This window comes from Citrobacter sp. Cb041, assembly GCF_030336655.1.
Lineage (GTDB): Bacteria > Pseudomonadota > Gammaproteobacteria > Enterobacterales > Enterobacteriaceae > Citrobacter > Citrobacter braakii.
On sequence record NZ_JAOWDD010000043.1, the window covers coordinates 340,669 to 367,270 of the forward strand.

The window sequence follows — 26,602 nt, forward strand, 5'->3', positions numbered from 1 at the left end:
ATGCGTTGGCTACGCGCGTTCATACAACTCGAATTATTTAGGGCAACGATCAGCGCGTCATGTGAAAGGCCATGACAATTGTATGTATTTGTCTTTTAAGGACTCTTGTCTGTAAAGAAGCGAATGGATTGTACAAAAGTATGAATGTTTGTAAACACAAATGATAATCGAAATCATTTGTGTTTGATCTTGTTTTGAGGGTAATGCTTTTTAAATCAATAGGATAGTGGAGAAAGAAAAAAGGAGAAAAAGTGAAGGAATGATGGAGAAATGAAGAGGGCTGGCGCCCTCACTCAGGCGTTACTTCAACAAATACTGGGCGTGGAAGCGCAGGTGATCCTCAATAAACGACGCAATAAAGTAATAGCTATGGTCGTAACCGGGCTGGATGCGTAGCGTCATTGGCCATGCGGTTTGACGGGCCGTTTCGGCCAGCACCGCGGGTTGCAGCTGATCGGCGAGAAACTGATCGCTGTCTCCCTGATCAATAAGCGTCGGAATCGCGTCTGCGGGCTTGCTGGCCAACATTAACTCGCAGCTGTCCCACGCGGCCCACTGTGATTTATCTTCACCCAGATACGCGCTAAAAGCCTTCTCCCCCCACGGAACGCGGCAAGGATTTACGATCGGCGCAAAGGCGGAAATGCTGGTGTATTTCCCGGGATTTTTCAGCGCCATAATCAATGCGCCGTGACCGCCCATGGAGTGTCCACTGATGGCGCAGCGATCGCTGACGTTAAACTGCGATTGAATCAGTGCCGGCAGCTCATCACGCAGATAGTCATACATGCGAAAATGCGTTGCCCATGGCTGTTGGGTAGCATTGAGGTAAAATCCCGCCCCCTGGCCTAAATCGTAGCCATCATCATTGGCAACCTGCTCGCCGCGCGGACTGGTGTCCGGCATCACCAGTACAATGCCCAGCTCAGCCGCGATGCGTTGTGCGCCGGCTTTAGTCGTGAAGTTTTCATCATTGCATGTCAGACCCGACAGCCAGTACAGCACCGGAGGCGGGGTGTTATCGCGCGGGGGAGGAAGAAAAATACTGAAGGTCATGGTGCAATTTAACGTGGCGGAGTCGTGACGCCAGCGTTGCTGCCAGCCTTCAAAACAGCGGTGCTCTTCAAGCATTTCCATGCGGGGCTCCTTGTTGTGTTGAACCTGAATATGTTTGCGAACTCACCATAATACAGATTATTCATGGCACTGTGAGCAACTTTCACTTCCGCATTGAGCAAACATACTTCATCATCTATATAACTTTACATTAACACTCGACGTCGCCGGGTAGAACGACAAGTGAAATCGCTACGCTGAAAGGCTGTGCCAATTTCAATAATTATCGCGGTGAATACTGGATTATGTGCGCCGCCTCACGCACAATGTTCTGGCTGTGACACAGCCTAAAAACTTTGCCCCATGCAGGGCAGAGGCGCCCCACCTGCAGGAGAAGAAGAAATGTCATCACTCAGTAAAGAAGCGGCCCTGGTTCATGAAGCGCTGGTCGCGCGTGGTCTTGAAACGCCACTACGCCCGCCCGTGCAAGAGATGGATAACGAAACGCGCAAACGTCTTATCTCGGGCCATATGACCGAGATTATGCAGTTGCTCAATCTCGATTTGAGCGATGACAGTTTGATGGAAACTCCGCATCGCATTGCGAAAATGTATGTCGATGAGATTTTCTCCGGCCTCGACTACGCCAACTTCCCGAAAATTACCGTCATTGAAAACAAAATGAAGGTGGACGAGATGGTCACGGTCCGCGATATCACGCTGACCAGCACCTGCGAACACCACTTTGTTACTATCGATGGCAAAGCGACGGTGGCGTATATCCCGAAAGATTCGGTTATTGGTCTGTCGAAGATTAACCGCATTGTGCAGTTTTTCGCACAGCGTCCGCAGGTACAGGAACGTCTCACCCAGCAAATTCTCACCGCGCTGCAAACGCTGCTCGGGACGAATAATGTGGCGGTGTCGATTGATGCGGTACATTACTGTGTGAAAGCGCGTGGCATTCGCGATGCGACCAGTGCGACCACGACCACTTCTCTTGGCGGATTGTTTAAGTCCAGCCAGAACACGCGTCAGGAATTCCTGCGCGCAGTACGTCATCACAACTGATTAGGGCAGGGACCATGGAGCGTAATGTCACGCTGGATTTTATTCGTGGCGTCGCCATTCTTGGTATCCTGCTTCTCAATATTAGCGCCTTTGGCCTGCCAAAGGCGGCATACCTCAATCCCGCGTGGTATGGCAACATCACCTTATCCGACGCCTGGACCTGGGCGCTGCTCGATCTCTTTGCGCAGGTAAAATTCCTCACGCTGTTTGCGCTGCTGTTCGGTGCCGGTCTGCAAATGCTGCTCCCGCGCGGCAAACGCTGGATCCAGTCGCGGCTTACGCTGCTGGTTCTATTGGGTTTTATTCACGGTTTACTCTTCTGGGATGGCGATATCCTGCTGGCATATGGCTTAATCGGCCTGATTTGTTGGCGGTTGATCCGTGATGCGCCGTCGGTAAAAAGCTTATTTAACACCGGCGTACTGCTTTATCTGGTGGGCGTTGGCGTATTGCTGCTGCTGGGGGTAATCTCCGGGAGTGAAACCAGTCGTGCCTGGACGCCGGATGCCTCAGCGTTGCTGTATGAAAAATACTGGAAAATAAACGGTGGAATGGAAGCCGTCAGCAATCGCGTGGATATGATGTCCAATAGCTTGCTGGCGCTGGGCGCACAGTACGGCTGGCAACTGGCGGGGATGATGCTGCTCGGCGCGGCATTGATGCGCAGCGGTTGGTTAAAAGGGCAGTACAGCTTACAGCATTACCGACGCACCGGTGTACTGCTGGTCATTCTCGGGATGGCGATTAACCTGCCTGCTATCGTCGCTCAGTGGCATCTGAACTGGGCATATCGCTGGTGTGCCTTCTTGCTACAAGCCCCGCGAGAGCTGGGCGCGCCGTTGCAAACCATCGGTTACGCCGCGCTGATGTTCGGCTTCTGGCCGCAGCTTAGCCGCTTAAAATGGGTCATTGCCATCGCCTGTGTGGGGCGCATGGCATTAACTAACTATCTGTTACAAACCTTAATCTGCACCGCGCTGTTTTACCAGGTCGGCTTATTTATGAAATTTGACCGACTGGAGCTGCTGTATTTCGTCATTCCGGTTTGGGCCGTTAACCTACTTTTCTCCGTCATATGGCTACGTTTTTACCGCCAGGGCCCGGTGGAATGGCTGTGGCGTCAATTAACCCTGCGTGCTGCGGGGACATCATTGCCGCGTACATCCAGATAACGATCTGGATCACATTCATTAACAAAACGGATGTAAGCGCTTTCATTCCTGTGACATCTCTCACGCAGTGCGTTTCGTTGTGCTGACAAAATACCCAGCCTGGGGTGTCTGCGGGCAACCGCAATCTAAAACAGGGCAGTGAATATGATCACCATACGTGATGTGGCACGACAGTCTGGCGTTTCTGTAGCCACCGTTTCCCGCGTACTGAACAACAGTGCGCTGGTGAGTCCCGATACGCGTGAAGCGGTAATGAAGGCAGTTACTCTGCTGGGCTATCGACCTAATGCCAACGCGCAAGCGCTGGCGACGCAGGTGAGCGACACGATTGGTGTTGTGGTCATGGATGTATCAGACGCCTTTTTTGGCGCGCTGGTAAAAGCCGTGGATATGGTTGCCCAGCAGCATCAGAAGTATGTCCTGATTGGCAACAGCTATCATGAGGCTGAAAAAGAACGTCATGCCATTGAGGTGTTGATTCGTCAGCGCTGTAACGCACTGATTGTACACTCTAAAGCACTGAGCGATCGGGAACTCGCCGAGTTTATGGATCAGATCCCCGGCATGGTGCTGATCAACCGTCTGGTGCCGGGGTACGCCCACCGCTGCGTCTGTCTGGATAACATCAGCGGTGCCAAAATGGCGACCCGAATGCTGCTGAATAATGGTCATCAACGCATCGGTTATCTGGCGTCAAGCCATCGCATTGAAGATGACACCATGCGCAAAGAAGGGTGGTTAACAGCCCTGAAAGAGCAGGGGATTGTTGCGGCAGAAAGTTGGGTCGGCACCGGTTCGCCCGATATGCAGGGCGGAGAGTCTGCGATGGTAGAACTGCTGGGACGTAACTTACAACTGACGGCAGTTTTCGCCTATAACGACAATATGGCTGCCGGCGCGCTGACCGCGCTAAAAGACAACGGCATCGCTATTCCATTACACCTTTCTATCATTGGCTTTGATGATATTCCTATCGCGCGTTACACCGATCCGCAACTGACCACCGTACGCTATCCCATTGCCTCCATGGCAAAAATGGCGACGGAGCTTGCGCTGCAGGGGGCTGCAGGCACGTTAGACCCGGAGGCGACGCATTGCTTTATGCCGACGCTGGTGCGTCGCCATTCAGTGGCGCTACGGCAGAATGCGGCACCGATCACTAACTCATAACGCTGCGCGATGTAACCGCTTTCAATATGTGAGTAAATTCACAGTATATTAACAATGCGATAGCTATGATGACACTGTTTGTTGCGCTGTAACTACTATGTAACGGTGAATAATCACTTTCACCGAGGTAAAGGTGCCTTAAACAAAAATTAAAGCCTGTTTTTGGAGCGTTGCCAGACACGGAAGAAATATTTTTTAAAAGTGAGCTTCGGCGTTCAGTAACACTTCAGTAACGTTCTGCCTGCCGAGCATTTATCTCAAGTACTACCCTGCATAATAAAACCGGAGATACCATGAATAAGAAGGTGTTGACCCTGTCTGCTGTAATGGCAAGCATGTTATTCGGCGCGGCTGCGCACGCTGCTGATACCCGCATTGGTGTGACTATCTATAAGTATGACGATAACTTTATGTCTGTAGTACGTAAGGCTATTGAAAAAGATGCCAAAGCGGCGCCAGATGTACAGTTGCTGATGAATGACTCGCAGAACGACCAGTCCAAACAAAACGACCAGATCGACGTGCTGCTGGCAAAAGGCGTTAAAGCACTGGCGATTAACCTGGTTGACCCGGCAGCGGCAGGCACGGTCATTGAAAAAGCACGCGGGCAAAACGTACCGATCGTGTTCTTTAACAAAGAACCTTCTCGTAAGGCGCTGGACAGCTATGACAAAGCGTTTTACGTCGGTACCGACTCTAAAGAGTCCGGTATTATTCAGGGTGATTTGATCGCCAAACACTGGGCAGCGAACCCGAACTGGGACCTGAACAAAGACGGCAAAATTCAGTTTGTTCTGCTGAAAGGCGAACCGGGACACCCGGACGCTGAAGCACGTACCACTTACGTGATTAAAGAGCTGAACGATAAAGGCATTAAAACTGAGCAACTGCAGTTAGATACTGCAATGTGGGATACCGCTCAGGCAAAAGATAAAATGGATGCGTGGATGTCCGGTCCGAACGCCAACAAAATCGAAGTGGTTATCGCAAACAACGATGCGATGGCAATGGGCGCAGTTGAAGCACTGAAAGCGCACAACAAAACCAGCGTACCGGTATTTGGTGTGGATGCGCTGCCTGAAGCGCTGGCTCTGGTGAAATCTGGCGCAATGGCTGGTACCGTGCTGAACGACGCCAACAACCAGGCGAAAGCCACCTTCGATCTGGCGAAAAACCTGGCTGACGGCAAAGGTGCGGCAGATGGCACTAACTGGAAAATTGAGAACAAAATTGTTCGCGTTCCGTACGTAGGTGTCGATAAAGATAATCTGGCAGAGTTTACCAATAAGTAAATACTCCGTCTTTGGGCGCAATGTCATTGCGCCCTTAATAACGCACTCTGCAAGGCCAACAAGGTATAATTATGGTCAGCACACATACTCAGTCGTCAGGCGAATACTTGTTGGAAATGACCGGCATCAACAAGTCCTTCCCCGGCGTTAAGGCTCTTGATAATGTCAATTTAAAAGTCCGCCCACATTCCATTCATGCCTTAATGGGGGAGAATGGCGCGGGGAAATCAACATTATTGAAATGTCTTTTCGGTATCTATCAAAAAGATTCCGGTAGTATTTTATTTCAGGGTAAAGAAATCGATTTTCATTCTGCTAAAGAAGCGCTTGAAAATGGTATTTCGATGGTACACCAGGAATTAAACCTGGTATTACAACGTTCTGTGATGGATAACATGTGGCTGGGACGCTATCCCACCAAAGGCATGTTTGTCGATCAGGACAAAATGTACCGCGATACCAAAGCGATATTTGATGAGCTGGATATTGATATCGATCCGCGTGCGCGTGTTGGTACATTATCCGTTTCTCAAATGCAGATGATTGAAATTGCGAAAGCGTTCTCCTATGACGCAAAAATCGTCATCATGGATGAGCCAACGTCATCGTTAACCGAGAAAGAAGTTAATCATCTGTTTACCATTATCCGTAAGCTGAAAGAGCGTGGATGCGGTATTGTTTATATTTCTCACAAGATGGAAGAAATCTTCCAGCTATGCGATGAAATTACCGTGCTGCGCGATGGCCAGTGGATTGCGACCCAGCCGCTGGAAGGGCTGGATATGGATAAGATCATCTCCATGATGGTCGGCCGTTCACTGAACCAACGTTTTCCGGATAAAGAAAACAAACCCGGTGAAGTCATTCTGCAAGTGCGTAACCTGACCTCGCTGCGTCAGCCATCGATTCGTGATATCTCGTTTGATTTGCACAAAGGGGAAATTCTCGGGATTGCCGGGCTGGTCGGCGCAAAACGTACTGATATCGTTGAAACGCTTTTTGGTATTCGTGAGAAATCATCGGGTACGATTACGCTACACGGCAAAAAGATTAATAACCACAGCGCAAATGAGGCCATTAACCATGGTTTTGCGCTGGTCACGGAAGAGCGCCGCTCAACCGGTATTTACGCGTATCTGGATATTGGTTTTAACTCGTTAATCTCCAATATCCAAAACTATAAAAACAAAGTCGGTCTGCTGGATAATTCCCGCATGAAGAGTGATACCCAGTGGGTAATTGACTCAATGAGGGTGAAAACGCCGGGCCATCGTACACAAATCGGTTCACTGTCCGGTGGTAATCAGCAAAAGGTGGTTATTGGTCGCTGGTTATTAACGCAGCCAGAAATCCTGATGTTAGATGAACCCACGCGTGGTATCGATGTTGGCGCGAAATTTGAAATTTATCAGCTGATTGCCGAACTCGCGAAAAAGGATAAGGGGATTATTATTATTTCCTCTGAAATGCCGGAGCTGCTAGGAATTACCGATCGTATTCTGGTGATGAGCAATGGTCTCGTTGCCGGAATTGTTGACACTAAAACAACAACGCAAAACGAAATCCTCCGTCTTGCGTCTTTGCACCTTTAAGATTAGGGGCTCCTCATGAGTGCGTTAAATAAGAAAAGTTTTCTTACTTATCTGAAAGAAGGCGGAATTTACGTTGTTCTTTTGGTTTTGCTGGCGATTATTATTTTCCAGGATCCCACTTTCTTAAGCTTACTGAACCTGAGTAATATTCTGACGCAATCCTCGGTGCGTATTATTATCGCATTGGGTGTGGCCGGGCTGATTGTTACCCAAGGGACAGATCTGTCGGCGGGACGTCAGGTTGGCCTGGCGGCAGTCGTGGCGGCAACCTTGCTACAGTCGATGGAGAACGCCAACAAGGTGTTCCCGGAAATGGCTACAATGCCAATCATCGTAGTCGTGCTGATTGTTTGCGTGATTGGCGCCATTATCGGTCTGGTGAACGGTATTATCATTGCTTATCTGAATGTGACGCCGTTTATTACCACCCTGGGTACGATGATCATCGTTTACGGGATCAACTCCCTGTACTACGACTTTGTCGGCGCATCACCAATTTCTGGCTTTGACAGCGGATTCTCCACCTTCGCGCAGGGCTTTATTGCGCTGGGTAGTTTCCGCCTCTCCTACATCACCTTCTATGCGCTGATTGCGGTGGCGTTTGTCTGGGTGCTGTGGAACAAGACCCGCTTCGGTAAAAACATTTTCGCCATCGGCGGAAACCCTGAAGCCGCGAAAGTGTCCGGGGTCAACGTTGCGCTGAACCTGCTGATCATCTATGCGTTGTCTGGCGTGTTTTATGCCTTCGGTGGTTTGCTCGAAGCCGGGCGTATCGGCTCGGCGACTAACAACCTCGGCTTTATGTATGAGCTGGATGCGATTGCGGCGTGCGTGGTTGGCGGCGTGTCGTTCAGCGGCGGGGTAGGGACCGTGTTTGGCGTGGTGACCGGTGTGATTATCTTCACCGTCATCAACTACGGTCTGACCTACATTGGCGTGAACCCTTACTGGCAGTACATTATCAAGGGCGGCATTATCATCTTCGCGGTCGCGCTGGACTCACTGAAGTACGCGCGTAAGAAGTAATCGTATACTGCAAAAAGCCCGGTGCAGCGTAATCTGTACCGGGCTTTTTTGTCAGCGTTACAACGTTAACGCATGCTCTTTCTCACCAGATTTAAATTTCACCTCACCCAGCTCAATACAGGCTACCGGGCAAACGTGACCACACAGCAGGCATCCCACACATTTTTCTGTGTTGCAGTACGGTGTGCGGGTTTCCTCATTCCATTCCATCGCCTGATGTCCACCGTCATAACAGGAGATGTAGCAGCGGCCACAGCCAACGCATTTATCAAGATGGATGTTCGGGTAGACGATGTAGCTTCGGTCAAGATCCTCCGCGGGGATGATATTGGCATTGGCAAGACCAACCATCTCCTCCAGTGAGTCAATCCCTTGATCGGCGAGGTAATGTGACAGCCCGCTGGTCATGTCCTCCACAATCCGGTAGCCATACTGCATGATCCCGGTGGTCACCTGCAGCGTGGCCGCGCCTAACAGTAAAAACTCGGCGGCATCTTCCCAGGTCTCAATTCCCCCGATGCCGCTAATCGGGAAATCGCGCAGTTCAGGGTGCATGCGCAGTTGTTGGATAAATCGCAAAGCAATAGGTTTAACGGCCTTGCCGGAGTAGCCGGAAATACTGGATTTACCGTTGACGACCGGCATCCCGATTTTTCGGTTCAGATCGATATTCGTGATGGATTTAACCGTATTGATGGTCGCGATACCGTCGGCACCTCCGTGTTTTGCCGCCAGAGCCACCTCACACATATCACCAATGTTCGGTGTCATTTTCGCCAGCATCGGCAGGGACGAGCCGCGTTTAACGGCCCGACAATACTTTTCAACCAGCTCAGGGCTTTGCCCGACATCGCTACCCATGGCATGTGAGGTCATTTGCGGGCACGAGAAGTTACACTCGATCATGTCTGCACCCGCGTCTTCAACCAGGCGGGCCAGTTCCTGCCATTGCTGCTCATTTTCCCCCATAATCGACGCAATCAGGACTTTGTCCGGGTAGTCCTGTTTCAGTCGGCGAATTGCGGCCAGATTCTCCTCCAACGGATGCTCGGCAATTTGTTCCATGTTTTTGAAGCCAATAAAGCCGGTATCTTCTTTGGTGAGATGGTCAAAGCGTGGGGAGACTTCATTAGCAATAAAGAACCCGATCGTTTTAAAAACAATGCCACCCCAGCCGCTATCATAGGCTTTGGCGCACATTTCATAGCAGTTGCCCACCGGAGAGGAAGAGAGGCAGAACGGGTTGGGGAATTTGACGCCGCAAAAAGTAATAGAAAGATCTTTCGTTAACATGAGCAAGCTCCCTCTAAATAGTGATGAATGGCCTGAGCGGCTTCTTTTCCCGTTTTCACGGCGTAAACAACGGTTTTATCGCCTTTAACAATATCGCCCGCAGCAAACAGAGCCGGATCGGCGGTTTGATAATTGTGCGTATCGATAAGATTTCGCTGTGGCTTTAACGCGGCGAAATTATCAAGCTGAGCATGTTGGCCGACGGCGAGAATAATCTGTTCGGCTTCAAGCGTGAGTTCTCCTGGCAGGCGTACGTGCTTAAAGGTGACTCGATTTCCGCTAACCGCCACGGGCGTGAAGCCGTCAATTATCGACACCCCTAAAGCCTGTGTGCTGCTGAATTCTTTGTCGCTGGCCGGGAAGTCGGCGAGTTCTTCACGCGCGACACAGGTGACTGACGGGCAGCCCCGCAGCTTCAACGTACTGGCGACATCCATCGCCACGTCGCCACCGCCGATGATTAATGCACTTTGTGCGACGGTAATATCGCCGTTGGATTGCCGGGCTCGTTGCAGAAAATCGACGGCGATTTCGACGTGATTCGCCCTCTCAAACAGAGGCAACGTTGAACCGTAAGACATCCCTACGGTAACCAGTACGGCGCGGTATTCTGCTTTGAGTTGCTCAACGGAAAGGGCATTGCCGACTTCACAATTGCACTTGATGGTCACACCCATTTCAACGATACGGGCAATTTCAAGATCCAAAACTGCCTGCGGCAGACGAAACTCTGGAATGCCATAACGCAACCAGCCACCTGGCTGGGCCTGTTTTTCGAAGATTGTGACATCATAACCAAGATTACTTAGCGTTACGCTGGCCTGTAACCCTGTCGGACCCGCCCCGATGATAGCTACCTTGCCGAGCGTTTTTGTTGCCGGCTGATAGATTTTCATTGCGGTCTGCTGTTCAAAATCGGTAATAAAGCGTTGCAGACGTGCAATATCGATAGGTTTATCAATTCCTGAGCGCGTACATCCGCGCTGGCATAATTTTTCGGTTGGGCAAACCCGGGCGCACACCGCACCGAGCGCATTATTTTCGCGGATAGTTTCGGCAGCGCCTTTAAAATTACGAAAATAAATAGAGCGAATAAATTTCCCTGGGTCTGTTTGCGCCGGGCAATCATGACTACAGGGGGCGTCGTGACATAATAAACAGCGAGAAGCCTCTTTTATTGCTAATAATGGGGTAAAAGCAGGCGTGAGCTCATCCAGATAATTTTGTTGTGGCATATTTTCTTCCTTAATGCTTGAGTAAATTAAGGCAAACCGTTAATAACAAAATATAAAAAGTGAAGGCTATTCTTAAGGCTAAGCACTGCAGGAAGAGTATTCTGTGAAAGGATTCACAAATAGAAGATAGTCTGAGGGAAATGCTGGCGGGCAGCATTAATCCCTTACATTGAAATGGTAACTATTATCAAAATATTAGCTATTCTCAAATGCTAATATAAAGGAAAATTCTTTAGCGATAAAAGACTAAGTAAATAACCATCCCGAAGGATAAACATCCGCACCCGGCATAAACCAGCACATAAGACCAAAATTGCAGGGGCTCTTGATTGCGATAAGCGTAAACCGGTTCGCGCGCATTCTTTTTAATTTTATCTACGGCCCCAGAGCGCCAGCCTTTCCATGCTTCGCGAAAACAAAATACGGGAATGAGCAGAAAGGCCAACACGACGAAAAGGGTTTGTACATCCATGCTTATTTTCCTTGTTTCTTTTGTAATTCGAGTAGTTGTTCAGGCGTGACCGCCGGATATCCCTGTGCATCGTCCGGTACCTGATGCATGGTAGGGATGGGCACCAGCGGGCCTAAAAAGCGGGGTTCACGTTTGAAAATATAGAGATCGGCCAGTGCGCCAAAGCGGGCGCCAAATTCACGTACCCGCACGGTGAGCATATCTTTTGGTGAGGGCACCGCATAGCACTGGGCCTGGATGCCCATATGCAGCGCAATAAACAAGGCGCGCTCACAGTGGAATCGCTGAGTAATAATGATGAAATCGTTGGTATCGAACACCTTGCGGGTTCGTACAATTGAATCGAGCGTCCGGAACCCGGCGTAATCAAGCACGATGTCAGCGGGATCGACGCCGGCGGCAATCAGATCCTTACGCATCGTCATGGGTTCGTTGTAGCTTTGTTGTGCGTTGTCGCCGCTCAGCAGCAGATAGTTTACCTTTCCACTGTTATAGGCGTTCAATGCGCCCTGAATGCGGTAGCGGTAATACTGGTTGATGACGCCGGTGCGATAGTATTTCGCCGTGCCCAGGACCACACCGACCTGGCGGTAGGGTAAATCCTGCAATTCGTCGTAGATGTAAGGAGCGGTCTTCCAGCTCATCCACCTGTCGAGCCCAAGCACAGTCAAAAGCAGCAAGCCTACCAGGACTAACAGGCTGTAAAACACGCGCTTTAACATGCAGAAAACTCGTTATTTGGATGGAATTTCAATCAGGCTACTGTACCGGAAGACGTAGCGCAAGAAACAGCAATCTGATTGAGGGGATTTTCAGCAAAACGGCCCTGTTGGATGGTAGCAACAGCAAATCTGGCCGACAACCTGGAGCGATTGTAGGCCAGATAAGCGTAGCGCCAGGCAATTAACCGAGCAGCACGCGCTCAATATTATTGCAGCCCAGCGCTTTCAGGGTAGCGGAGGTCGCATCCCACTGAATCAACGGCGCATCGGCTTTTTCAGCCAGCACAGCACGCTGGATATCCGGGTAGTCATAACCGTTAAGGTTCAACAGGTTTAACGCGCCTTGCAGCGGCGGCAGGGTCGGGTTGAAGGCGGCATTTTCCGCATAGCTACCGCTAAAAATTCGACCATCTTTACATTCCAGCGCCACGCCGCTTGGGGAGTTGCTGTACGGCATATGACATCTGTTGGCGGCGGTGATAGCCGCTTGGGTCAACGCATCGCCCTGCAGCGCGAAGCCGTGATCCTGATCGTCCATCAGCAGTGTTTTAATCCCCAGATCTTTCGGTCCGAAGGCGTCTGGTAGGTAATCGCGCAGCACGTGTGGCGCACGTCCCGGCAGATGAATACGTAAATCCAGTCCACTGTTCAGTTCGTTCATAAACTGGCGACAGTGGCCGCACGGCGTGTAGTTGACGGTGATGGCGGCGAGCCCTTTTTCACCGCGCAGCCAGGCATGGCTAATGGCGCTTTGCTCGGCATGAACGGTTTGCTGCATAGTCGCCCCCAGGAACTCCATGTTGCCACCGAAGTACCAGGTGCCGCTGATGCCGCGAGAAATTGCCCCAACGTTGAAGTTGGACAGCGGAGTACGCGCGCAGGCCGCAGCCAGCGGCAGTAGAGCGAATGCCAGCGCGTCTTCGTCCAGTCCCGATTCGCGTTTCAGCAAAGAGACCTGCTCAGCAGTCAGCATGGCGGGGAAATGCGCATCCGCCAGAACAGGCGCCAGGGCTGATTGCAAGTTATCCGCGAGTTGGGCAAAAGCAGTTTGAAAACGTGGATGCATGGCGATGCCTCATAACAATGTAATGGAATCGTAGTTTACGGGCCTGTCACGGCTTTATATGTGATCCAAATCTCATTGTGTATGCAACTTATGAAACTTAAATTAAAAATGTGCAACGCATCGCAAATAATTAGCCAAAAATTGAAGGTTAACCGACCAGGGCCAGAATAATCGGGAACAGGAATGGGGCGACCAACGAGGTGATAATGCCGCAAATAACCAGCGCCAGAGAGCTAAACGCGCCTTCCTGATAGTCCAGCTCTGCACAGCGTGCGGTACCCAGGGCGTGCGAAGCGGTACCCATAGCCAGTCCACGTGCGGCTTTGGTGCGAATACGCATCGCATTGAGCAAAGTATGACCAAACACAGCCCCGAGGATACCAACAAAAATGACGCACACGGCGCTGATGGCCGGAATACCACCAATACTGCCTCCCACTGCCATAGCGATAGGCGTGGTTACCGATTTCGGCATGATTGACGCCGCAATTTGCGGCGATGCGCCCATCAACAAGGCGATTGTTGTACCTGTAACCATCGCCACAACGCTCCCCGCAAAGCAGATGGCAATAATTGATTTCCAGCGAGCGCGAATCTGGTGCAGCTGTTCGTATAACGGATAGGCCAGCGCAACCACGGCAGGTTGCAGCAAATCGTTCAGCACCTCACTGCCTTTGAAATAGTGATCGTAGGGAATTCCGGTCAGCATCAGAATGGGAATGATCACCACCATGGCGACCAGTAGCGGGTTCAATAGAGGCATTTTAAATCGTGCAGCCAGCTTACGTGCGCCAAAAAATACCGCCAGCGTAAGGGGTAACGACCACCAGATATACGACATCATTCTTTAGACCCTTTTTGCCCAACGATTTTGCGCTCACCGTGCACAATGTGAGAACTCCAGCTCACCACCAGGAAAACGACCAGCGTACTGATGGTACAGGACACCACCACCGGACCAAATTGCGCACGGAGCAGATCAAAGTACTGCATGATCCCCACGCCAATCGGGACAAACAGCAGGGCCATATAGCGAATCAGCACATAGCAGCCGGGGTTAACCCATTTTGCCGGTAGCACCTGCAAAGCCAGTAAGACAAACAGAATCAGCATGCCGATAATGCTGCCCGGAATGGTGATGGGGAGTAGCGATGCAAGAAAAATACCTGCATAGAGGCAGGCATAAATCAGGACGAATGCGCGCAAATATTGCCAGATAATGTTCAGTGCTTTGCTCATAATTGAAACCCTTGACGAGACTGATTCATCATACAATTAAACTTCAAAACGTGCTACCGATCACATCATGAATTCTAAGCATAGAAGAAATAGATATCTGGAACATCGGGCGATGGCCCTAACTGTTCACGTTAAACCTGTGCCAGGTAATACAGAAAACGATTCAGGGCGGTCGTGGGCGTTTCATTGTTGCGCCAGAACACGCCTACGCTACCTTTTTGTTCAATCTTCGGCAGATTCAGGATAGCCAGCTGTCCCTGGGCGGCATAACGCTGCGCCAGGCGTAGAGAAAGAATAGAGATCATGTCGCTACTTTGCAGCAGGTTGGTGCTGACGTTTATCGACGCCGACTCAATGATGTTTTCCGGTAGCATGACGCCGTTATCTACCAGCGCGTTGTCAATGCTTATCCGGATGGGCGTTCCCGTCGGCCAGACAATCCAGCGCCAGTTAGCCAGATCATGCCAGGTGAGCAGGGGATATTTTGCCAGCGGATGGTCGGGGCGCGCGACGAAACAGACCGGCTCGGTATACAGCACCTGGTAATTGAGCGGCAACTGAAGCGCCCGGCCACCGACGCGTCCGACCACCACATCCACCGAACCCGCGAGCAGATCGTGCAACAGCGGGGTCATCACCTTCTCTTCAATATTAAGATGCAAGGTCGGCAGCTCTGTGAGCAAACCCAGTATCGCCTGTGAAACGCAGTCCGTCGCCACCGGCGAGCAGCCAATCTTCAGACTCCCTACCAGGCCTCCCTGCTTAAAACGGGCGATTTCATACTGTGAACGTTCCATATCATTGATCAGGCGTTGGGCATGCTGCAGTAGCAGCTTGCCGCCTTCTGAAGGGCGTAAGCCTTTGCTATGACGTTCAAAGAGTGTGATACCCATCTCATCTTCGAGCTGCGATAACCATTTTGACAACGCTGGCTGGGTGATATTCATCATTCGGGCGACGTGAGTCAAATTCCCCTGTTCGCCCAGCGCAATAAGCGTTTGCAGGTGGTGTAACTTAAGTTTCTGCGCCCAGTTAGCCATTTGCTATAACCTCCAGGTTATGCCTCTGCATGAAAAGCCATTGTACATTTCATCTCCAAACATACAAAGTCGCAACATACCTAAAACAAAACAGACATCTACTCTACCTGCACTGAGGCATTCACTATGACTCAACAACGTGATCTACAAGCACTGATCGATTCCGCCCCCGTCGGTAAGACCCAGTGGCGCGTTATCATTTGCTGTTTTTTGGTCGTCATGCTCGACGGTTTTGATACCGCGGCTATTGGTTTTATCGCGCCCGACATTCGCACCCACTGGCAACTGACGGCCGGAGATCTGGCGCCGCTGTTTGGCGCAGGCCTGCTGGGTCTGACCGCTGGCGCACTGCTCTGCGGTCCGCTATCGGATCGTTTTGGCCGCAAACGGGTGATTGAACTCTGCGTGGCGCTGTTCGGCGCACTGAGCCTGATCTCGGCTTTTTCCCCCGATCTGCAAACGCTGGTTTTTTTGCGCTTCCTTACCGGGTTAGGCCTGGGCGGCGCGATGCCAAATACTATCACTATGACCTCAGAATACCTGCCAGCGCGTCGGCGTGGCGCACTGGTCACCATGATGTTCTGCGGTTTTACCCTGGGCTCGGCGATGGGCGGGATTGTCAGCGCACAGCTGGTGCCGGTTATTGGCTGGAACGGCATCCTGGTGCTGGGAGGCGTGCTACCGCTGATGCTGTTTGTGGCTCTGCTGTTTGCGCTGCCGGAATCCCCGCGCTGGCAGGTTCGTCGTCAGTTGCCGCAAAACGTGATTGCCAGAACCGTCAGCGCTATCACCCGGGAACGTTATGACAATACCCAATTTTATCTCAACGAGGGCGCCGCGATTGCCAAAGGCAGCATTCGCCAGCTGTTCGTCGGGCAACAGTTGCCCATTACCCTGATGTTATGGGTGGTGTTCTTTATGAGCCTGCTGATTATTTATCTGCTCTCCAGCTGGATGCCAACGCTGCTTAACCATCGCGGAATTGACCTGCAGCATGCCTCATGGGTGACCGCCGCCTTTCAGATTGGCGGTACGCTCGGTGCGCTGGTGCTGGGAGTGCTGATGGATAAATACAATCCTTTTCGCGTGCTGGCAGTGAGCTATGCGTTGGGTGCGGTGTGTATTGTCATGATTGGCCTGAGCGAGAACGGCCTGTGGCTGATGGCGCTGGCCATTTTTGGCACCGGCATCGGCATCAGCGGTTCGCAGGTGGGCCTGAATGCTTTAACCGCCACGCTTTATCCGACGCAGAGCCGGGCCACGGGCGTCAGCTGGTCTAATGCGATTGGCCGCTGCGGCGCGATTGTCGGCTCGCTCTCCGGCGGCGTGATGATGGCGATGAATTTCTCATTCGATAACCTGTTTTTCATTATTGCCGTTCCGGCGGCCATCAGCGCGGTGATGCTTATGCTGCTGACGGTTGTTATCCGCCAGTCGGCCTCTGTCCCTGACGCGTTGTCACGCGTAGGCATCGTGAACAAATAAGGAGAATCTCTATGTCAGAACTTAATCAGGATGTTAAGAACAGCCGTCAGCAGTTTTACCAGCATATTTCCGGGCAGAATCTGACCCCTCTGTGGGAGTCGCTGCACCGCCTGGTACCGCCAACGCCGAACGCACATTGTGCTCCTGCGTACTGGAACTACCAGGAGATCCGCCCGCTGCTGCTGGAAAGCGGCGATCTGATTGGCGCGAAAGAGGCGATTCGTCGCGTACTGGTGCTGGAAAACCCCATGCTGCGCGGACAGTCTTCAATCACCCCAACGCTGTACGCCGGATTGCAGTTAATCATGCCGGGCGAGGTTGCCCCGAGTCACCGGCATAATCAGTCTGCGCTGCGCTTTATTGTCGAAGGGAAAGGGGCATTTACCGCGGTGGATGGCGAGCGCACCCAAATGCATGAAGGGGATTTTATTCTGACGCCACAGTGGCGCTGGCACGACCACGGCAACCCAGGCAGTGAACCGGTGGTGTGGCTGGACGGTCTGGATCTGCCACTGGTGAATCTGCTGGGTTGCGGCTTTGCGGAAGATTACCCGGAGGATCAGCAACCGGTCACGCGCAAGGAAGGGGATTACTTACCACGCTACGCGGCCAATATGCTGCCGCTGCGTCATCAGAAGGGTAACTCATCGCCAATTTTCAACTATCGCTACGATCGCAGCCGTGAAGCGCTGCATGACCTGACCCGCATGGGTGACGCCGATGAGTGGGACGGTTACAAGATGCGTTACGTCAACCCGGTAACCGGTGGTTATCCCATGCCTTCAATGGGGACCTTTTTACAACTGTTGCCGAAGGGCTTTTCCTCGCGGATGGCGCGTACCACCGACAGCACTATCTATCACGTGGTGGAAGGAAGCGGGCAGGTCACCATCGGCACCGAGATCTTCAATTTTTCGCCAAAAGATATCTTCGTGGTGCCAACCTGGCACGGCGTGTCATTCCATGCCCACGAAGATGCCGTCTTATTTAGTTTTTCGGACAGACCGGTTCAGGAAGCGCTGGGGTTGTTCCGTGAAGCACGTTATTAATTTGGGAGAGAGAAAATGACGCAATACGTATTCGAACCACAAGCGCCTGTTACCGTTCCGGTCGTTGGCAGTAATGAACAGTTTCCCGTGCGTCGCGTTTACTGCGTGGGCCGCAACTATGCCGCTCATGCGCGTGAAATGGGTTTTGATCCGGATCGCGAACCGCCGTTCTTCTTCTGTAAACCTGCCGATGCGGTGGTCCCGGTGGCGGCCGGTCAAACCCTCGAGCTGCCATACCCGTCGCAGACCGATAACTATCACTATGAGATAGAGCTGGTGGTGGCGATCGGTAAAAAGGGCAGCGATATACCGCTGGAAAAAGCGCACGAATATATCTGGGGCTATGCCACTGGTCTGGATATGACCCGCCGCGACAGGCAGATGGAGATGCGCCAGATGGGGCGTCCGTGGGAAATCGGCAAAGCATTTGATCTTTCTGCCCCCATCGCGCCACTGCATAAAGCCAGCGAAAGTGCGGATGTTAACAACGCGCCTATCTGGTTGCAGGTCAACGGCGACGATCATCAGCGTAGCGATATTCGCCACCTCATCTGGTCCGTTAATGAAACCATTAGCTATCTGTCCGGCTTTTTCGAACTACAGCCGGGTGATTTGATCTACACAGGCACGCCAGAGGGCGTGGGCGCAGTGGTGAAAGGAGATGTGATCACCGGCAATGTAGACGGTTTAACCCCCATCGCTGTGAAGATTGTCTGAGGTGGATGATGAAGCTGTACAGTTTCTTTAACAGCTCCGCGTCATATCGCGTACGCATTGCGCTGGCGCTGAAGGGGCTTGATTACCAGACGGTGGGTGTCAACATTCGCATCGGTCAGCAGAACGAGCTGGCCTACCGGCGGATGAACCCGGTAGGGCTTGTACCGACGCTGGTCACTGATGAGGGAGAATCACTCGGGCAGTCGCTGGCGATAACCGACTGGCTGGATGGTCACTTTCCGCAGTCGCCGCTGCTGCCAGCCGACTTCCCGACGCGCAGCCGGGTGCTGGAAATTGTTTATGCCATCGCTTGTGATATCCATCCCGTGAATAACATGCGGGTACTGCGCTACCTGAGCGAAGAGCTAAAGGTCAGTGAAGAGGATAAAAAACGCTGGTATGCGCACTGGATCCAGCAAGGGTTAAGCGCGGTTGAACAGATGCTGCGCCAGAGTCACTCGGGGACATTCTGCGTGGGGGATGCGCCGACGCTGGCGGATTGCTGTCTGATCCCGCAGTGGGCGAACGCGTTACGTATGGGCTGTGATCTGAGCGGGTATCCGCGCTGTAAGGCGGTATACGATGCCTGTACCCAGCTTCCGGCGTTTATCGCCGCCGCGCCCGAGAATCAACAAGACAAAATTCCAGCCTGATAAGGAGAACGACAATGGCTAAAGTGACACGCGCAATTATCGTGGGTGGCGGGATTGGCGGCGCGGCGACCGCGCTATCGCTGGCCCGTCAAGGCATTAAAGTGATGTTGCTGGAGAAAGCGCACGAGATTGGTGAGATTGGTGCGGGCATTCAGCTCGGGCCGAACGCGTTTTCTGCTCTGGACAGCCTTGGTGTGGGTGACGTCGCCCGCAAGCGCGCCGTTTTTACCGATCACATCACCATGATGGATGCGGTAAACGCGAAAGAGGTTGTACATATTGAAACCGGGCAAGCGTTCCGCGATCACTTTGGCGGTCCTTATGCGGTTATCCATCGGGTTGATATTCATGCTTCTGTCTGGGAAGCGGCACTGGTTCATCCCAACGTTGAGTATCGCACTTCAACTAACGTGGTTGATATTCGCCAGACAGAAGATGAGGTGACGGTCTTTGATGAGCACGGTAACAGCTGGACAGCGGATATTTTGGTGGGCTGTGACGGTGTGAAGTCGGTTGTGCGTCAGTCTCTGATTGGCGATGCGCCACGCGTGACCGGGCACGTGGTCTATCGCGCGGTGATTGATTGCGATGATATGCCGGAAGATTTGCGTATTAACGCGCCGGTGCTGTGGGCCGGACCGCACTGCCACCTGGTGCACTATCCACTGCGCGGCGGCAAGCAGTATAACCTGGTGGTGACCTTCCACAGTCGTCAGCAGGAGGAGTGGGGGGTAAAGGATGGCAGTAAAGAGGAAGTGCTCTCCTATTTTGCCGGTATTCATGCGCGTCCGCGCCAGATGCTGGATAAGCCGACGTCATGGCGTCGCTGGTCCACCGCTGACCGCGAACCGGTAGAGAAATGGGGGACCGACCGCATTACGCTGGTGGGTGATGCTGCGCATCCGGTGGCACAATATATGGCGCAGGGCGCCTGTATGGCGCTTGAAGATGCCGTTACTCTCGGTAAGGCGTTACAGCAGTGTGACGGCGATGCGGCTGATGCCTTTGCCTTGTATGAGTCGGTGCGTATTCCGCGTACTGCGCGCATCGTCTGGTCGACGCGCGAAATGGGACGTGTGTACCACGCCGCAGGCGTCGAGCGCCAGGTGCGTAATCTGCTGTGGAAAGGCAAATCTCAGGCGGAATTTTATCGTGGTATGGAATGGCTGTACGGCTGGAAAGAAGATAACTGCCTGTTGCCGCGCTGAGCCTCTTTAATCTCCCGAACGGAGGCGCTACCATAGCGCCTCTTTTTTTGCGGGTGACGATATGCGTGTTTTACTGGCGCCGATGGAAGGCGTGCTCGACTCACTGGTGCGCGAGCTGCTGACTGAAGTGAATGATTACGATCTGTGCATCACCGAGTTTGTGCGCGTGGTGGATCAGCTCCTGCCGGCAAAAGTATTCCATCGGCTCTGCCCGGAACTGCATAACAATAGCCGGACGCCATCCGGCACGCGGGTGCGCATACAGTTGCTGGGGCAGTATCCGCAGTGGCTGGCGGAGAACGCGGCGCGCGCGGTAGAACTGGGCTCGTTTGGTGTCGATCTGAACTGTGGCTGCCCGTCGAAGCTGGTCAACGGCAGCGGCGGTGGCGCAACGTTATTAAAAGATCCTGAACTCATCTACCGGGGCGCAAAAGCCATGCGCGAGGCGGTTCCGGATCATCTCCCCGTGACGGTGAAAGTGCGTCTGGGCTGGGACAACAGCGACAGGCAGTTTGAAATTGCTGATGCCGTTCAGCAGGCGGGCGCCAGCGAGCTGGCGGTGCATGGCCGAACCAAGGAACAGGGCTATAAGGCCGAACATATCAACTGGCAGGCGATCGGTGAGATCCGCCAGCGGCTTACCATTCCGGTTATCGCGAATGGCGAAATCTGGGACTGGCAAAGCGCCCAGGACTGTATGGCTATCAGCGGATGCGATGCGGTGATGATTGGCCGTGGGGCATTAAATATTCCGAACCTGAGCCGTGTGGTGAAGTACAACGAGCCACGTATGCCGTGGCCTGATGTCGTGATGCTATTGCAAAAATATACCCGTCTTGAAAAGCAGGGTGATACCGGGCTGTACCATGTGGCGCGGATTAAACAATGGTTAGGGTATTTGCGTAAAGAATACTCAGAGGCAACCGCGCTGTTTCAGGAAATTCGCGCATTAAACAATTCACCGGATATCGCGCGCGCGATTCAGGCCATTGATATCGCTAAATTGCATTAACACATTAATCGGCCACCGGAGTGGCCTTTGTTTCAAAAAATCATCTTAAACACGCCAGTTACCACCAATAACCCAATCAGAAAAATAACTAAAATAATCCACAGTAAGATTTTCATCAGCGTTCCTTTTTTGGTGAGTTCAGGTTAAGTATAGGAAAGCCTGTGAAAATCTTCCTGTAATGACCCTACTCCGGTTTACGCGCGCTGAGCAGAAACACCATTGGCCGCTCTTTTTCTTCATCCAGCGCCGGGTTTTCAGCAATCTGTTCAGCGGACGGCCCCCATTCATCGACACAAACGATTTCGAATCCGGCGGCTATCAGCGCATTAATCCAGGTCGCCAGCTTACGGTGCTGTTTTTTGACACCCTCCGCGAACCAGTTACTGATGCGTGTGCCTTCCTGCTGATAATGATTGACCGGCCAGGACTGTTGCCCGGTTTTATCTTTTATCCAACCCTGGTTAAGCGGTGCAGTATAAATGGGATGCTCGGCAGAGAATACCAACATGCCTCCCGGTGTTAACGACTGGTAAATCGTTACGAATAATCGCGCGATATCGCGCAAATAGTGCAGGGCAAGTGAGCTATAAACCAGGTCAAAGGAATTTGGCGACAGGGAAAGCGTCTCGAGATCTTCACGGCGATAAACGATGCCATTACCCTGCGTCATGCTGTGCGCCTGGGTTAACATCTTTTGTGAAATATCCAGTCCCACTACGCTGGCCGCCTGGTTATCGCGCGCGTAGCGGCAAAACCAGCCATATCCGCAACCCAAATCGAGGATATTTTTTCCCTGCAGAGCGGGGAGCATCGCTTGTATTGTCGGCCATTCTGGCGCACCGTCGAGCCCTTTTACTGAACGGTCCAGCGTGGCATATCCGGCAAAGAACTCGGGATCGTCATAGATATTCTGTGACATAATGTCTCCATCCATAAATTATTAAAATTAATTAATCTAAATTATTTGTTGGGTGTATATTTTTCCGATTATATATTTTTATTGCCAAAGGTGTATTGCCACGCGTAACTAAAAAAGGAAACGCGACAAGTCGTAATCTCAGCACATCTTTTCTTACCTGTGTCTCTCCATGAATCGTAATTCTGCTTTTGTCACGACGGCATTGTTGCCGCTTTTTATTTTGATGTCAGGTTGCGCGCCGATGCATGATGACCGCCAGTCTCTGTCACAGCAGACCCCCGCTGCGAATGTCGATACCACATTGCCTGCGGCGTTAAAAAATGGCTGGCCGGACAGCCAATGGTGGAAGGCATACCATGACCCCCAGCTTAATGCGCTGATTGACAGCACGTTACGCAACTCCCCTGATATGCAGGTCGCGGAACAGCGCATTCAACTGGCGGAGGCGCAGGCTAAGGCTGTGGAGGCGCAGGATGGCCCGGAGATCGATTTTTCTGCAGATGTGGAGCGTCAGAGAATGTCAGCCGAAGGGCTGATGGGACCGTTTGCTATCACCGATCCGGCCGCCGGGACGACCGGGCCGTGGTACACCAACGGCACCTTTGGTTTAACTGCTGGCTGGAATCTGGATCTGTGGGGTAAAAATCGGGCCGAAGTGACGGCACGTATTGGGGCCGTTAAGGCGCGTGAAGCCGAGCGCGAGCAAACGCGACAGGTGCTGGCGAGCGGTGTGGCTCGTCTTTACTGGGAATGGCAAACGCAGGCCGGGCTGAAAACCGTGTTAACGCAAATAGAAACCGAGCAGCAGAACGTCATTAACGTTGATCGTCAACTGTATCAAAATGGTCTTACTTCTTCGGTGGAAGGCGTTGAAACCGATATCGATTCCAGCAAAACAGAGCAGCAGTTGAACGATGTCAGCGGTAAAATGAAGGTAATTGAAGCGCGGTTGAGCGCGCTGACCAACTCGCAGTCCACAGCCCTGAAACTCCATTCGACCCCGCTGCCCGCGGTGGAAAGCCAGCTCCCGTCCCAGCTAGGTTATTCGCTGCTGGCCCGCCGACCGGATTTGCAGGCGGCGCACTGGTACATTGAGTCATCGCTGAGCAGCATTGATGCGGCGAAAGCGGCGTTTTATCCCGATGTAAATCTGATGGCATTTTTACAACAGGATGCGTTACATCTGAGCGACTTGTTTCGCCATTCCGCGCAGCAAATGGGCGTAACGGCCGGGCTGACGCTACCTATCTTTGATAGCGGCAGGCTGAACGCGAATCTCGACATTACTCAAGCGCAAAGCAACCTGACGGTGGCGAATTACAACAAAGCCGTGGTGGATGCGGTGAATGACGTGGCGCGTGCAGCTTCGCAGGTAGAAATCCTGGCGCAGAAGAATCAGCATCAGCAGCAGATTGAGCATGATGCACTGCGCGTAGTGGGTCTGGCGCAGGCGCGCTTCAATGCCGGAATTATTGCGGGCTCCCGGGTCAGTGAGGCAAAGATCCCGGCATTACGTGAACAGTGCAACGCTCTGCTTTTACAAGGGCAATGGCTGGATGCCTCAATCCAGTTGAACCGTGCGCTGGGGGGCGGCTACCACGCTTCGTAACGCACCCGCCCGGTAGACATCGCGCTACCGGGCTGTACTTTTGCTGCTGCGTTTTTTTAACCACCACCGAACGCCAGGCACCAGCACAATCACCAGAGCAAGCCATATCCAGTGCTTAATATGCTGGTCGAGATTGTGTAGCCACGGCGCAATGACTTCTCCCCCCACGTAACCCAGAGTGGTAAATATCAGCGCCCACGCCAGCGCCCCCAGGATATTCAACGGCAGGAAAATTTTAGGCGGCAAATGGCTTGCGCCAATCAGCAACGGGCCGATCACGCGAAAACCATACATAAAACGGGTGCCAATCACGAACAGATAAGGACGGCGCTGGATCATTTTCTGCGCCCGGCGGATTTTGTCGCGATGTTTTGAGAAACGACGCAAAATTTTTCCACCGTAACGACGCCCAAGCAGATACAGCAATTGATCGCCAATCATCCCGCCCAGGGCCACAGAGATAACCACCAAAGGAAATTTAAGTAATCCCTGATGTGCCGCCACGCCGCCCAGCAGGGTAATGGTTTCACCTTCGGCCAAACTGCCAATGACCAATGCGGCGTAACCGTAATGTGCAATAAGACTGTTTATATCCATATGTCTGGATGACCTCCCGACGTTAAGCATACACCCTGTGAATTATCGTGGGGTTTAAAAGCGCTGAATTAGCGGTTCGTCATTTTTGTTGTTGTACAAAAATTAATCCAAAGCTGAATTATACTTGAACTGTTGAGGTCCGGAGCTGACAAGAAGGGGGCGGTATGAACCATGTCTGGGGGCTGTTTTCCCATCCCGATCGTGAAATGCATGTGATCAACAGCGAAAACGAAAGCGTTTCGCATCACTACACCCACCATGTACTGCTGATGGCGGCAATCCCGGTTGTTTGTGCGTTCATCGGTACCACACAAATCGGCTGGGATTTTGGCGATGGCAATATCCTGAAATTATCCCTGTTGACTGGATTTGCAATGGCGATTCTGTTTTACGGGGTGATGCTGGCGGGCGTTGCCGTCATGGGCCGGGTTATCTGGTGGATGGCGCGTAACTACCCGCAGCGTCCGTCGCTGGCGCATTGTATGGTGTTTGCCGGATATGTCGCGACGCCGCTGTTTTTAAGCGGGCTGGTCGCACTTTATCCACTGGTCTGGCTGTGCGCATTAGTCGGGACTCTCGCGCTGTTTTACACTGGTTATTTACTTTATCTCGGTATTCCGACGTTCCTGAATATCACTCGTGAGGAAGGGTTGAGTTTTTCCAGTTCGACACTGGCAATCGGTGTGCTGGTACTGGAGGTTCTGCTGGCTATTACGGTAATCCTGTGGGGTTACGGCTATCGGTTATTCTGACGGATAAACCTGTCTACGCTGCGTTGTTGACGTAAAAGTCAGCAACGCAGCATTTCGAGACGATTCTCCTGTGGCAGCAAACCTGCCGGATCGCTATGATGCCTGAGCTAGCTTGAGATAATACTTAATCTCTGGCGGTGTGCGTTGTGACGTGCGTGAACCATTATCAGAAATCTCATCATGCTGAAATTCCGAGTTTCATTATTAAGCCTTGCCCTGGTGCTGGCCGTTCCTTTTGCACCCCAAGCCGTGGCGAAAACGGCAACTACCGCAGCGGCTTCTCAACCTGAGATAGCGTCCGGTAGCGCGATGATCGTTGATCTGAATACCAACAAAGTTATCTATTCGAACCACCCGGACCTTGTGCGTCCGATTGCGTCGATTACCAAATTAATGACGGCGATGGTGGTGCTTGATGCACGACTGCCGCTGAATGAAAAGCTGAAAGTCGATATTAGCCAGACGCCGGAGATGAAAGGCATTTACTCTCGCGTACGACTGAACAGTGAAATCAGCCGTAAAGACATGTTACTACTGGCGCTGATGTCATCAGAAAACCGTGCGGCGGCGAGCCTGGCGCATCATTACCCGGGCGGATACAACGCGTTTATCAAAGCCATGAATGCCAAAGCGAAAGCGCTCGGCATGACTCAGACACGCTTTGTGGAACCCACTGGTTTGTCGATTCATAATGTCTCGACCGCCCGTGACTTAACCAAGCTGCTGATCGCAAGCAAACAGTATCCGCTGATCGGCCAGCTAAGTACCACGCGTGAAGATATGGCGACGTTTGCCAACCCTGCGTATACGCTGCCGTTTCGTAACACCAACCATCTGGTATACCGCGATAACTGGAATATTCAGTTAACGAAAACCGGGTTTACCAATGCGGCAGGCCACTGTCTGGTGATGCGCACGGTGATTAACAACAAACCGGTGGCGCTGGTGGTGATGGATGCCTTTGGCAAATATACTCACTTTGCCGATGCCAGCCGTTTACGTACCTGGATTGAAACGGGCAAGGTGATGCCGGTTCCGGCGGCGGCGCTGAGCTATAAAAAGCAAAAAGCTGCGCAGATGGCGGCGGCTGGTTCGGCGAAGGGCGAGCAAACCGCACAGAACGATTAAATAAGATGTCATATCCGGCCTACGCAT

At 52.2% G+C, this 26,602-nt stretch carries 27 protein-coding genes; 15 read left to right on the top strand and 12 right to left on the bottom strand.

All coding sequences use genetic code 11. From position 1 onward, the window contains the following. Positions 1-300: 300 nt before the first annotated feature. Positions 301-1,137, bottom strand: coding sequence for an S-formylglutathione hydrolase (gene fghA, locus OGV52_RS22425; RefSeq protein ID WP_016153722.1), 837 nt, complete (start codon positions 1,135-1,137; stop codon positions 301-303). Between the two features lie 321 nt (positions 1,138-1,458). Here fghA and folE point away from each other — a divergent pair, with 321 nt between their 5' ends. From folE to mglC, 6 genes are all read left to right on the top strand, one after another. Next, on the top strand, positions 1,459-2,127 hold the full coding sequence (gene folE / locus OGV52_RS22430) for a GTP cyclohydrolase I FolE (RefSeq protein ID WP_003027410.1): 669 nt from the start codon (positions 1,459-1,461) through the stop codon (positions 2,125-2,127). A gap of 14 nt (positions 2,128-2,141) precedes the next feature. Further along, positions 2,142-3,299 carry a DUF418 domain-containing protein YeiB gene (gene yeiB / locus OGV52_RS22435; RefSeq protein ID WP_049281981.1) on the top strand — a complete coding sequence of 386 codons (1,158 nt, stop codon included), beginning with the start codon at positions 2,142-2,144 and terminating at the stop codon, positions 3,297-3,299. A gap of 144 nt (positions 3,300-3,443) precedes the next feature. Next, the gene (gene galS / locus OGV52_RS22440; protein WP_016153720.1) at positions 3,444-4,469 is read left to right on the top strand and encodes an HTH-type transcriptional regulator GalS; all 1,026 of its coding nucleotides are present in this window, start codon (positions 3,444-3,446) and stop codon (positions 4,467-4,469) included. A gap of 293 nt (positions 4,470-4,762) precedes the next feature. Continuing rightward, positions 4,763-5,761, top strand: a complete 999-nt coding sequence (mglB, locus tag OGV52_RS22445) for a galactose/glucose ABC transporter substrate-binding protein MglB (RefSeq protein WP_016153719.1) — start codon at positions 4,763-4,765, stop codon at positions 5,759-5,761. 71 nt (positions 5,762-5,832) lie between these two features. Then, positions 5,833-7,353 (top strand): galactose/methyl galactoside ABC transporter ATP-binding protein MglA, encoded by a 1,521-nt coding sequence (gene mglA / locus OGV52_RS22450; RefSeq protein ID WP_016153718.1) that lies wholly within the window; start codon positions 5,833-5,835, stop codon positions 7,351-7,353. A 15-nt stretch (positions 7,354-7,368) separates the two neighbouring features. Beyond that, positions 7,369-8,379, top strand: a complete 1,011-nt coding sequence (mglC, locus tag OGV52_RS22455; protein ID WP_003027393.1) for a galactose/methyl galactoside ABC transporter permease MglC — start codon at positions 7,369-7,371, stop codon at positions 8,377-8,379. A gap of 57 nt (positions 8,380-8,436) precedes the next feature. Here the strand turns inward: mglC and preA are convergent, their stop codons facing one another. The 8 genes from preA to OGV52_RS22495 all read right to left on the bottom strand — a co-directional run bounded on the left by preA (position 8,437) and on the right by OGV52_RS22495 (position 15,446). Next, positions 8,437-9,672 carry an NAD-dependent dihydropyrimidine dehydrogenase subunit PreA gene (gene preA / locus OGV52_RS22460; protein ID WP_141875430.1) on the bottom strand — a complete coding sequence of 412 codons (1,236 nt, stop codon included), beginning with the start codon at positions 9,670-9,672 and terminating at the stop codon, positions 8,437-8,439. Continuing rightward, on the bottom strand, positions 9,666-10,907 hold the full coding sequence (locus tag OGV52_RS22465; protein ID WP_287109188.1) for an NAD(P)-dependent oxidoreductase: 1,242 nt from the start codon (positions 10,905-10,907) through the stop codon (positions 9,666-9,668). Before OGV52_RS22465 ends, preA begins: the two co-directional genes overlap by 7 nt. 232 nt (positions 10,908-11,139) lie before the next feature. Next, entirely contained in the window at positions 11,140-11,379 is a 240-nt protein-coding gene (locus OGV52_RS22470; RefSeq protein WP_016153715.1) for a DUF2542 family protein, read from the bottom strand. A gap of 2 nt (positions 11,380-11,381) precedes the next feature. Then, positions 11,382-12,101 carry an outer membrane permeability protein SanA gene (gene sanA / locus OGV52_RS22475; protein WP_016153714.1) on the bottom strand — a complete coding sequence of 240 codons (720 nt, stop codon included), beginning with the start codon at positions 12,099-12,101 and terminating at the stop codon, positions 11,382-11,384. 181 nt (positions 12,102-12,282) lie between these two features. Beyond that, complete coding sequence (gene cdd, locus OGV52_RS22480; RefSeq protein WP_287109190.1) at positions 12,283-13,167, bottom strand: cytidine deaminase; 885 nt, start codon at positions 13,165-13,167, stop codon at positions 12,283-12,285. A 148-nt stretch (positions 13,168-13,315) separates the two neighbouring features. After that, entirely contained in the window at positions 13,316-14,011 is a 696-nt protein-coding gene (locus OGV52_RS22485; RefSeq protein ID WP_016153712.1) for a CidB/LrgB family autolysis modulator, read from the bottom strand. Then, on the bottom strand, positions 14,008-14,406 hold the full coding sequence (locus tag OGV52_RS22490) for a CidA/LrgA family protein (protein ID WP_016153711.1): 399 nt from the start codon (positions 14,404-14,406) through the stop codon (positions 14,008-14,010). The genes OGV52_RS22485 and OGV52_RS22490 overlap by 4 nt, the downstream gene beginning before the upstream one ends. A gap of 131 nt (positions 14,407-14,537) precedes the next feature. After that, positions 14,538-15,446, bottom strand: coding sequence for a LysR substrate-binding domain-containing protein (locus OGV52_RS22495; RefSeq protein WP_016153710.1), 909 nt, complete (start codon positions 15,444-15,446; stop codon positions 14,538-14,540). Positions 15,447-15,572: 126 nt separating this feature from the next. Here OGV52_RS22495 and mhbT point away from each other — a divergent pair, with 126 nt between their 5' ends. From mhbT to dusC, 6 genes are all read left to right on the top strand, one after another. After that, positions 15,573-16,931 (top strand): 3-hydroxybenzoate transporter MhbT, encoded by a 1,359-nt coding sequence (gene mhbT / locus OGV52_RS22500; RefSeq protein WP_181221508.1) that lies wholly within the window; start codon positions 15,573-15,575, stop codon positions 16,929-16,931. 11 nt (positions 16,932-16,942) lie between these two features. Continuing rightward, positions 16,943-17,980: a gentisate 1,2-dioxygenase gene (gtdA, locus tag OGV52_RS22505; protein WP_287109191.1), complete on the top strand. Its 1,038-nt coding sequence runs from the start codon at positions 16,943-16,945 to the stop codon at positions 17,978-17,980. A 15-nt stretch (positions 17,981-17,995) separates the two neighbouring features. After that, positions 17,996-18,697, top strand: a complete 702-nt coding sequence (locus OGV52_RS22510) for a fumarylacetoacetate hydrolase family protein (protein WP_016153707.1) — start codon at positions 17,996-17,998, stop codon at positions 18,695-18,697. 8 nt (positions 18,698-18,705) lie between these two features. Further along, positions 18,706-19,350, top strand: coding sequence for a maleylacetoacetate isomerase (gene maiA, locus OGV52_RS22515; protein ID WP_019077220.1), 645 nt, complete (start codon positions 18,706-18,708; stop codon positions 19,348-19,350). Between the two features lie 14 nt (positions 19,351-19,364). Further along, positions 19,365-20,558, top strand: a complete 1,194-nt coding sequence (locus OGV52_RS22520) for a 3-hydroxybenzoate 6-monooxygenase (RefSeq protein ID WP_103848047.1) — start codon at positions 19,365-19,367, stop codon at positions 20,556-20,558. Positions 20,559-20,619: 61 nt separating this feature from the next. Beyond that, a complete protein-coding gene (dusC, locus tag OGV52_RS22525) occupies positions 20,620-21,570 on the top strand; it encodes a tRNA dihydrouridine(16) synthase DusC (protein WP_016153704.1) in 951 nt (316 codons plus the stop codon). Positions 21,571-21,602: 32 nt separating this feature from the next. Here dusC and OGV52_RS23610 read toward each other — a convergent pair whose 3' ends face one another. Both OGV52_RS23610 and OGV52_RS22530 read right to left on the bottom strand, forming a co-directional pair. Next, positions 21,603-21,686 (bottom strand): small membrane protein YohP, encoded by an 84-nt coding sequence (locus OGV52_RS23610; RefSeq protein ID WP_019077217.1) that lies wholly within the window; start codon positions 21,684-21,686, stop codon positions 21,603-21,605. Between the two features lie 68 nt (positions 21,687-21,754). Continuing rightward, entirely contained in the window at positions 21,755-22,489 is a 735-nt protein-coding gene (locus OGV52_RS22530) for a class I SAM-dependent methyltransferase (RefSeq protein WP_016153703.1), read from the bottom strand. A 169-nt stretch (positions 22,490-22,658) separates the two neighbouring features. On the opposite strand from OGV52_RS22530, the gene mdtQ reads away from it, so the two are divergent. Beyond that, entirely contained in the window at positions 22,659-24,098 is a 1,440-nt protein-coding gene (gene mdtQ, locus OGV52_RS22535; RefSeq protein WP_287109192.1) for a multidrug resistance outer membrane protein MdtQ, read from the top strand. Between the two features lie 24 nt (positions 24,099-24,122). Here the strand turns inward: mdtQ and OGV52_RS22540 are convergent, their stop codons facing one another. Continuing rightward, positions 24,123-24,695, bottom strand: coding sequence for a DedA family protein (locus OGV52_RS22540; RefSeq protein ID WP_016153701.1), 573 nt, complete (start codon positions 24,693-24,695; stop codon positions 24,123-24,125). A 164-nt stretch (positions 24,696-24,859) separates the two neighbouring features. Here OGV52_RS22540 and OGV52_RS22545 point away from each other — a divergent pair, with 164 nt between their 5' ends. Together OGV52_RS22545 and pbpG are read left to right on the top strand one after the other, a co-directional pair. Next, a complete protein-coding gene (locus OGV52_RS22545; RefSeq protein WP_016153700.1) occupies positions 24,860-25,447 on the top strand; it encodes a Yip1 family protein in 588 nt (195 codons plus the stop codon). A 180-nt stretch (positions 25,448-25,627) separates the two neighbouring features. Further along, positions 25,628-26,575 (top strand): D-alanyl-D-alanine endopeptidase, encoded by a 948-nt coding sequence (gene pbpG, locus OGV52_RS22550; protein WP_016153699.1) that lies wholly within the window; start codon positions 25,628-25,630, stop codon positions 26,573-26,575. Positions 26,576-26,602 lie beyond the last annotated feature (27 nt).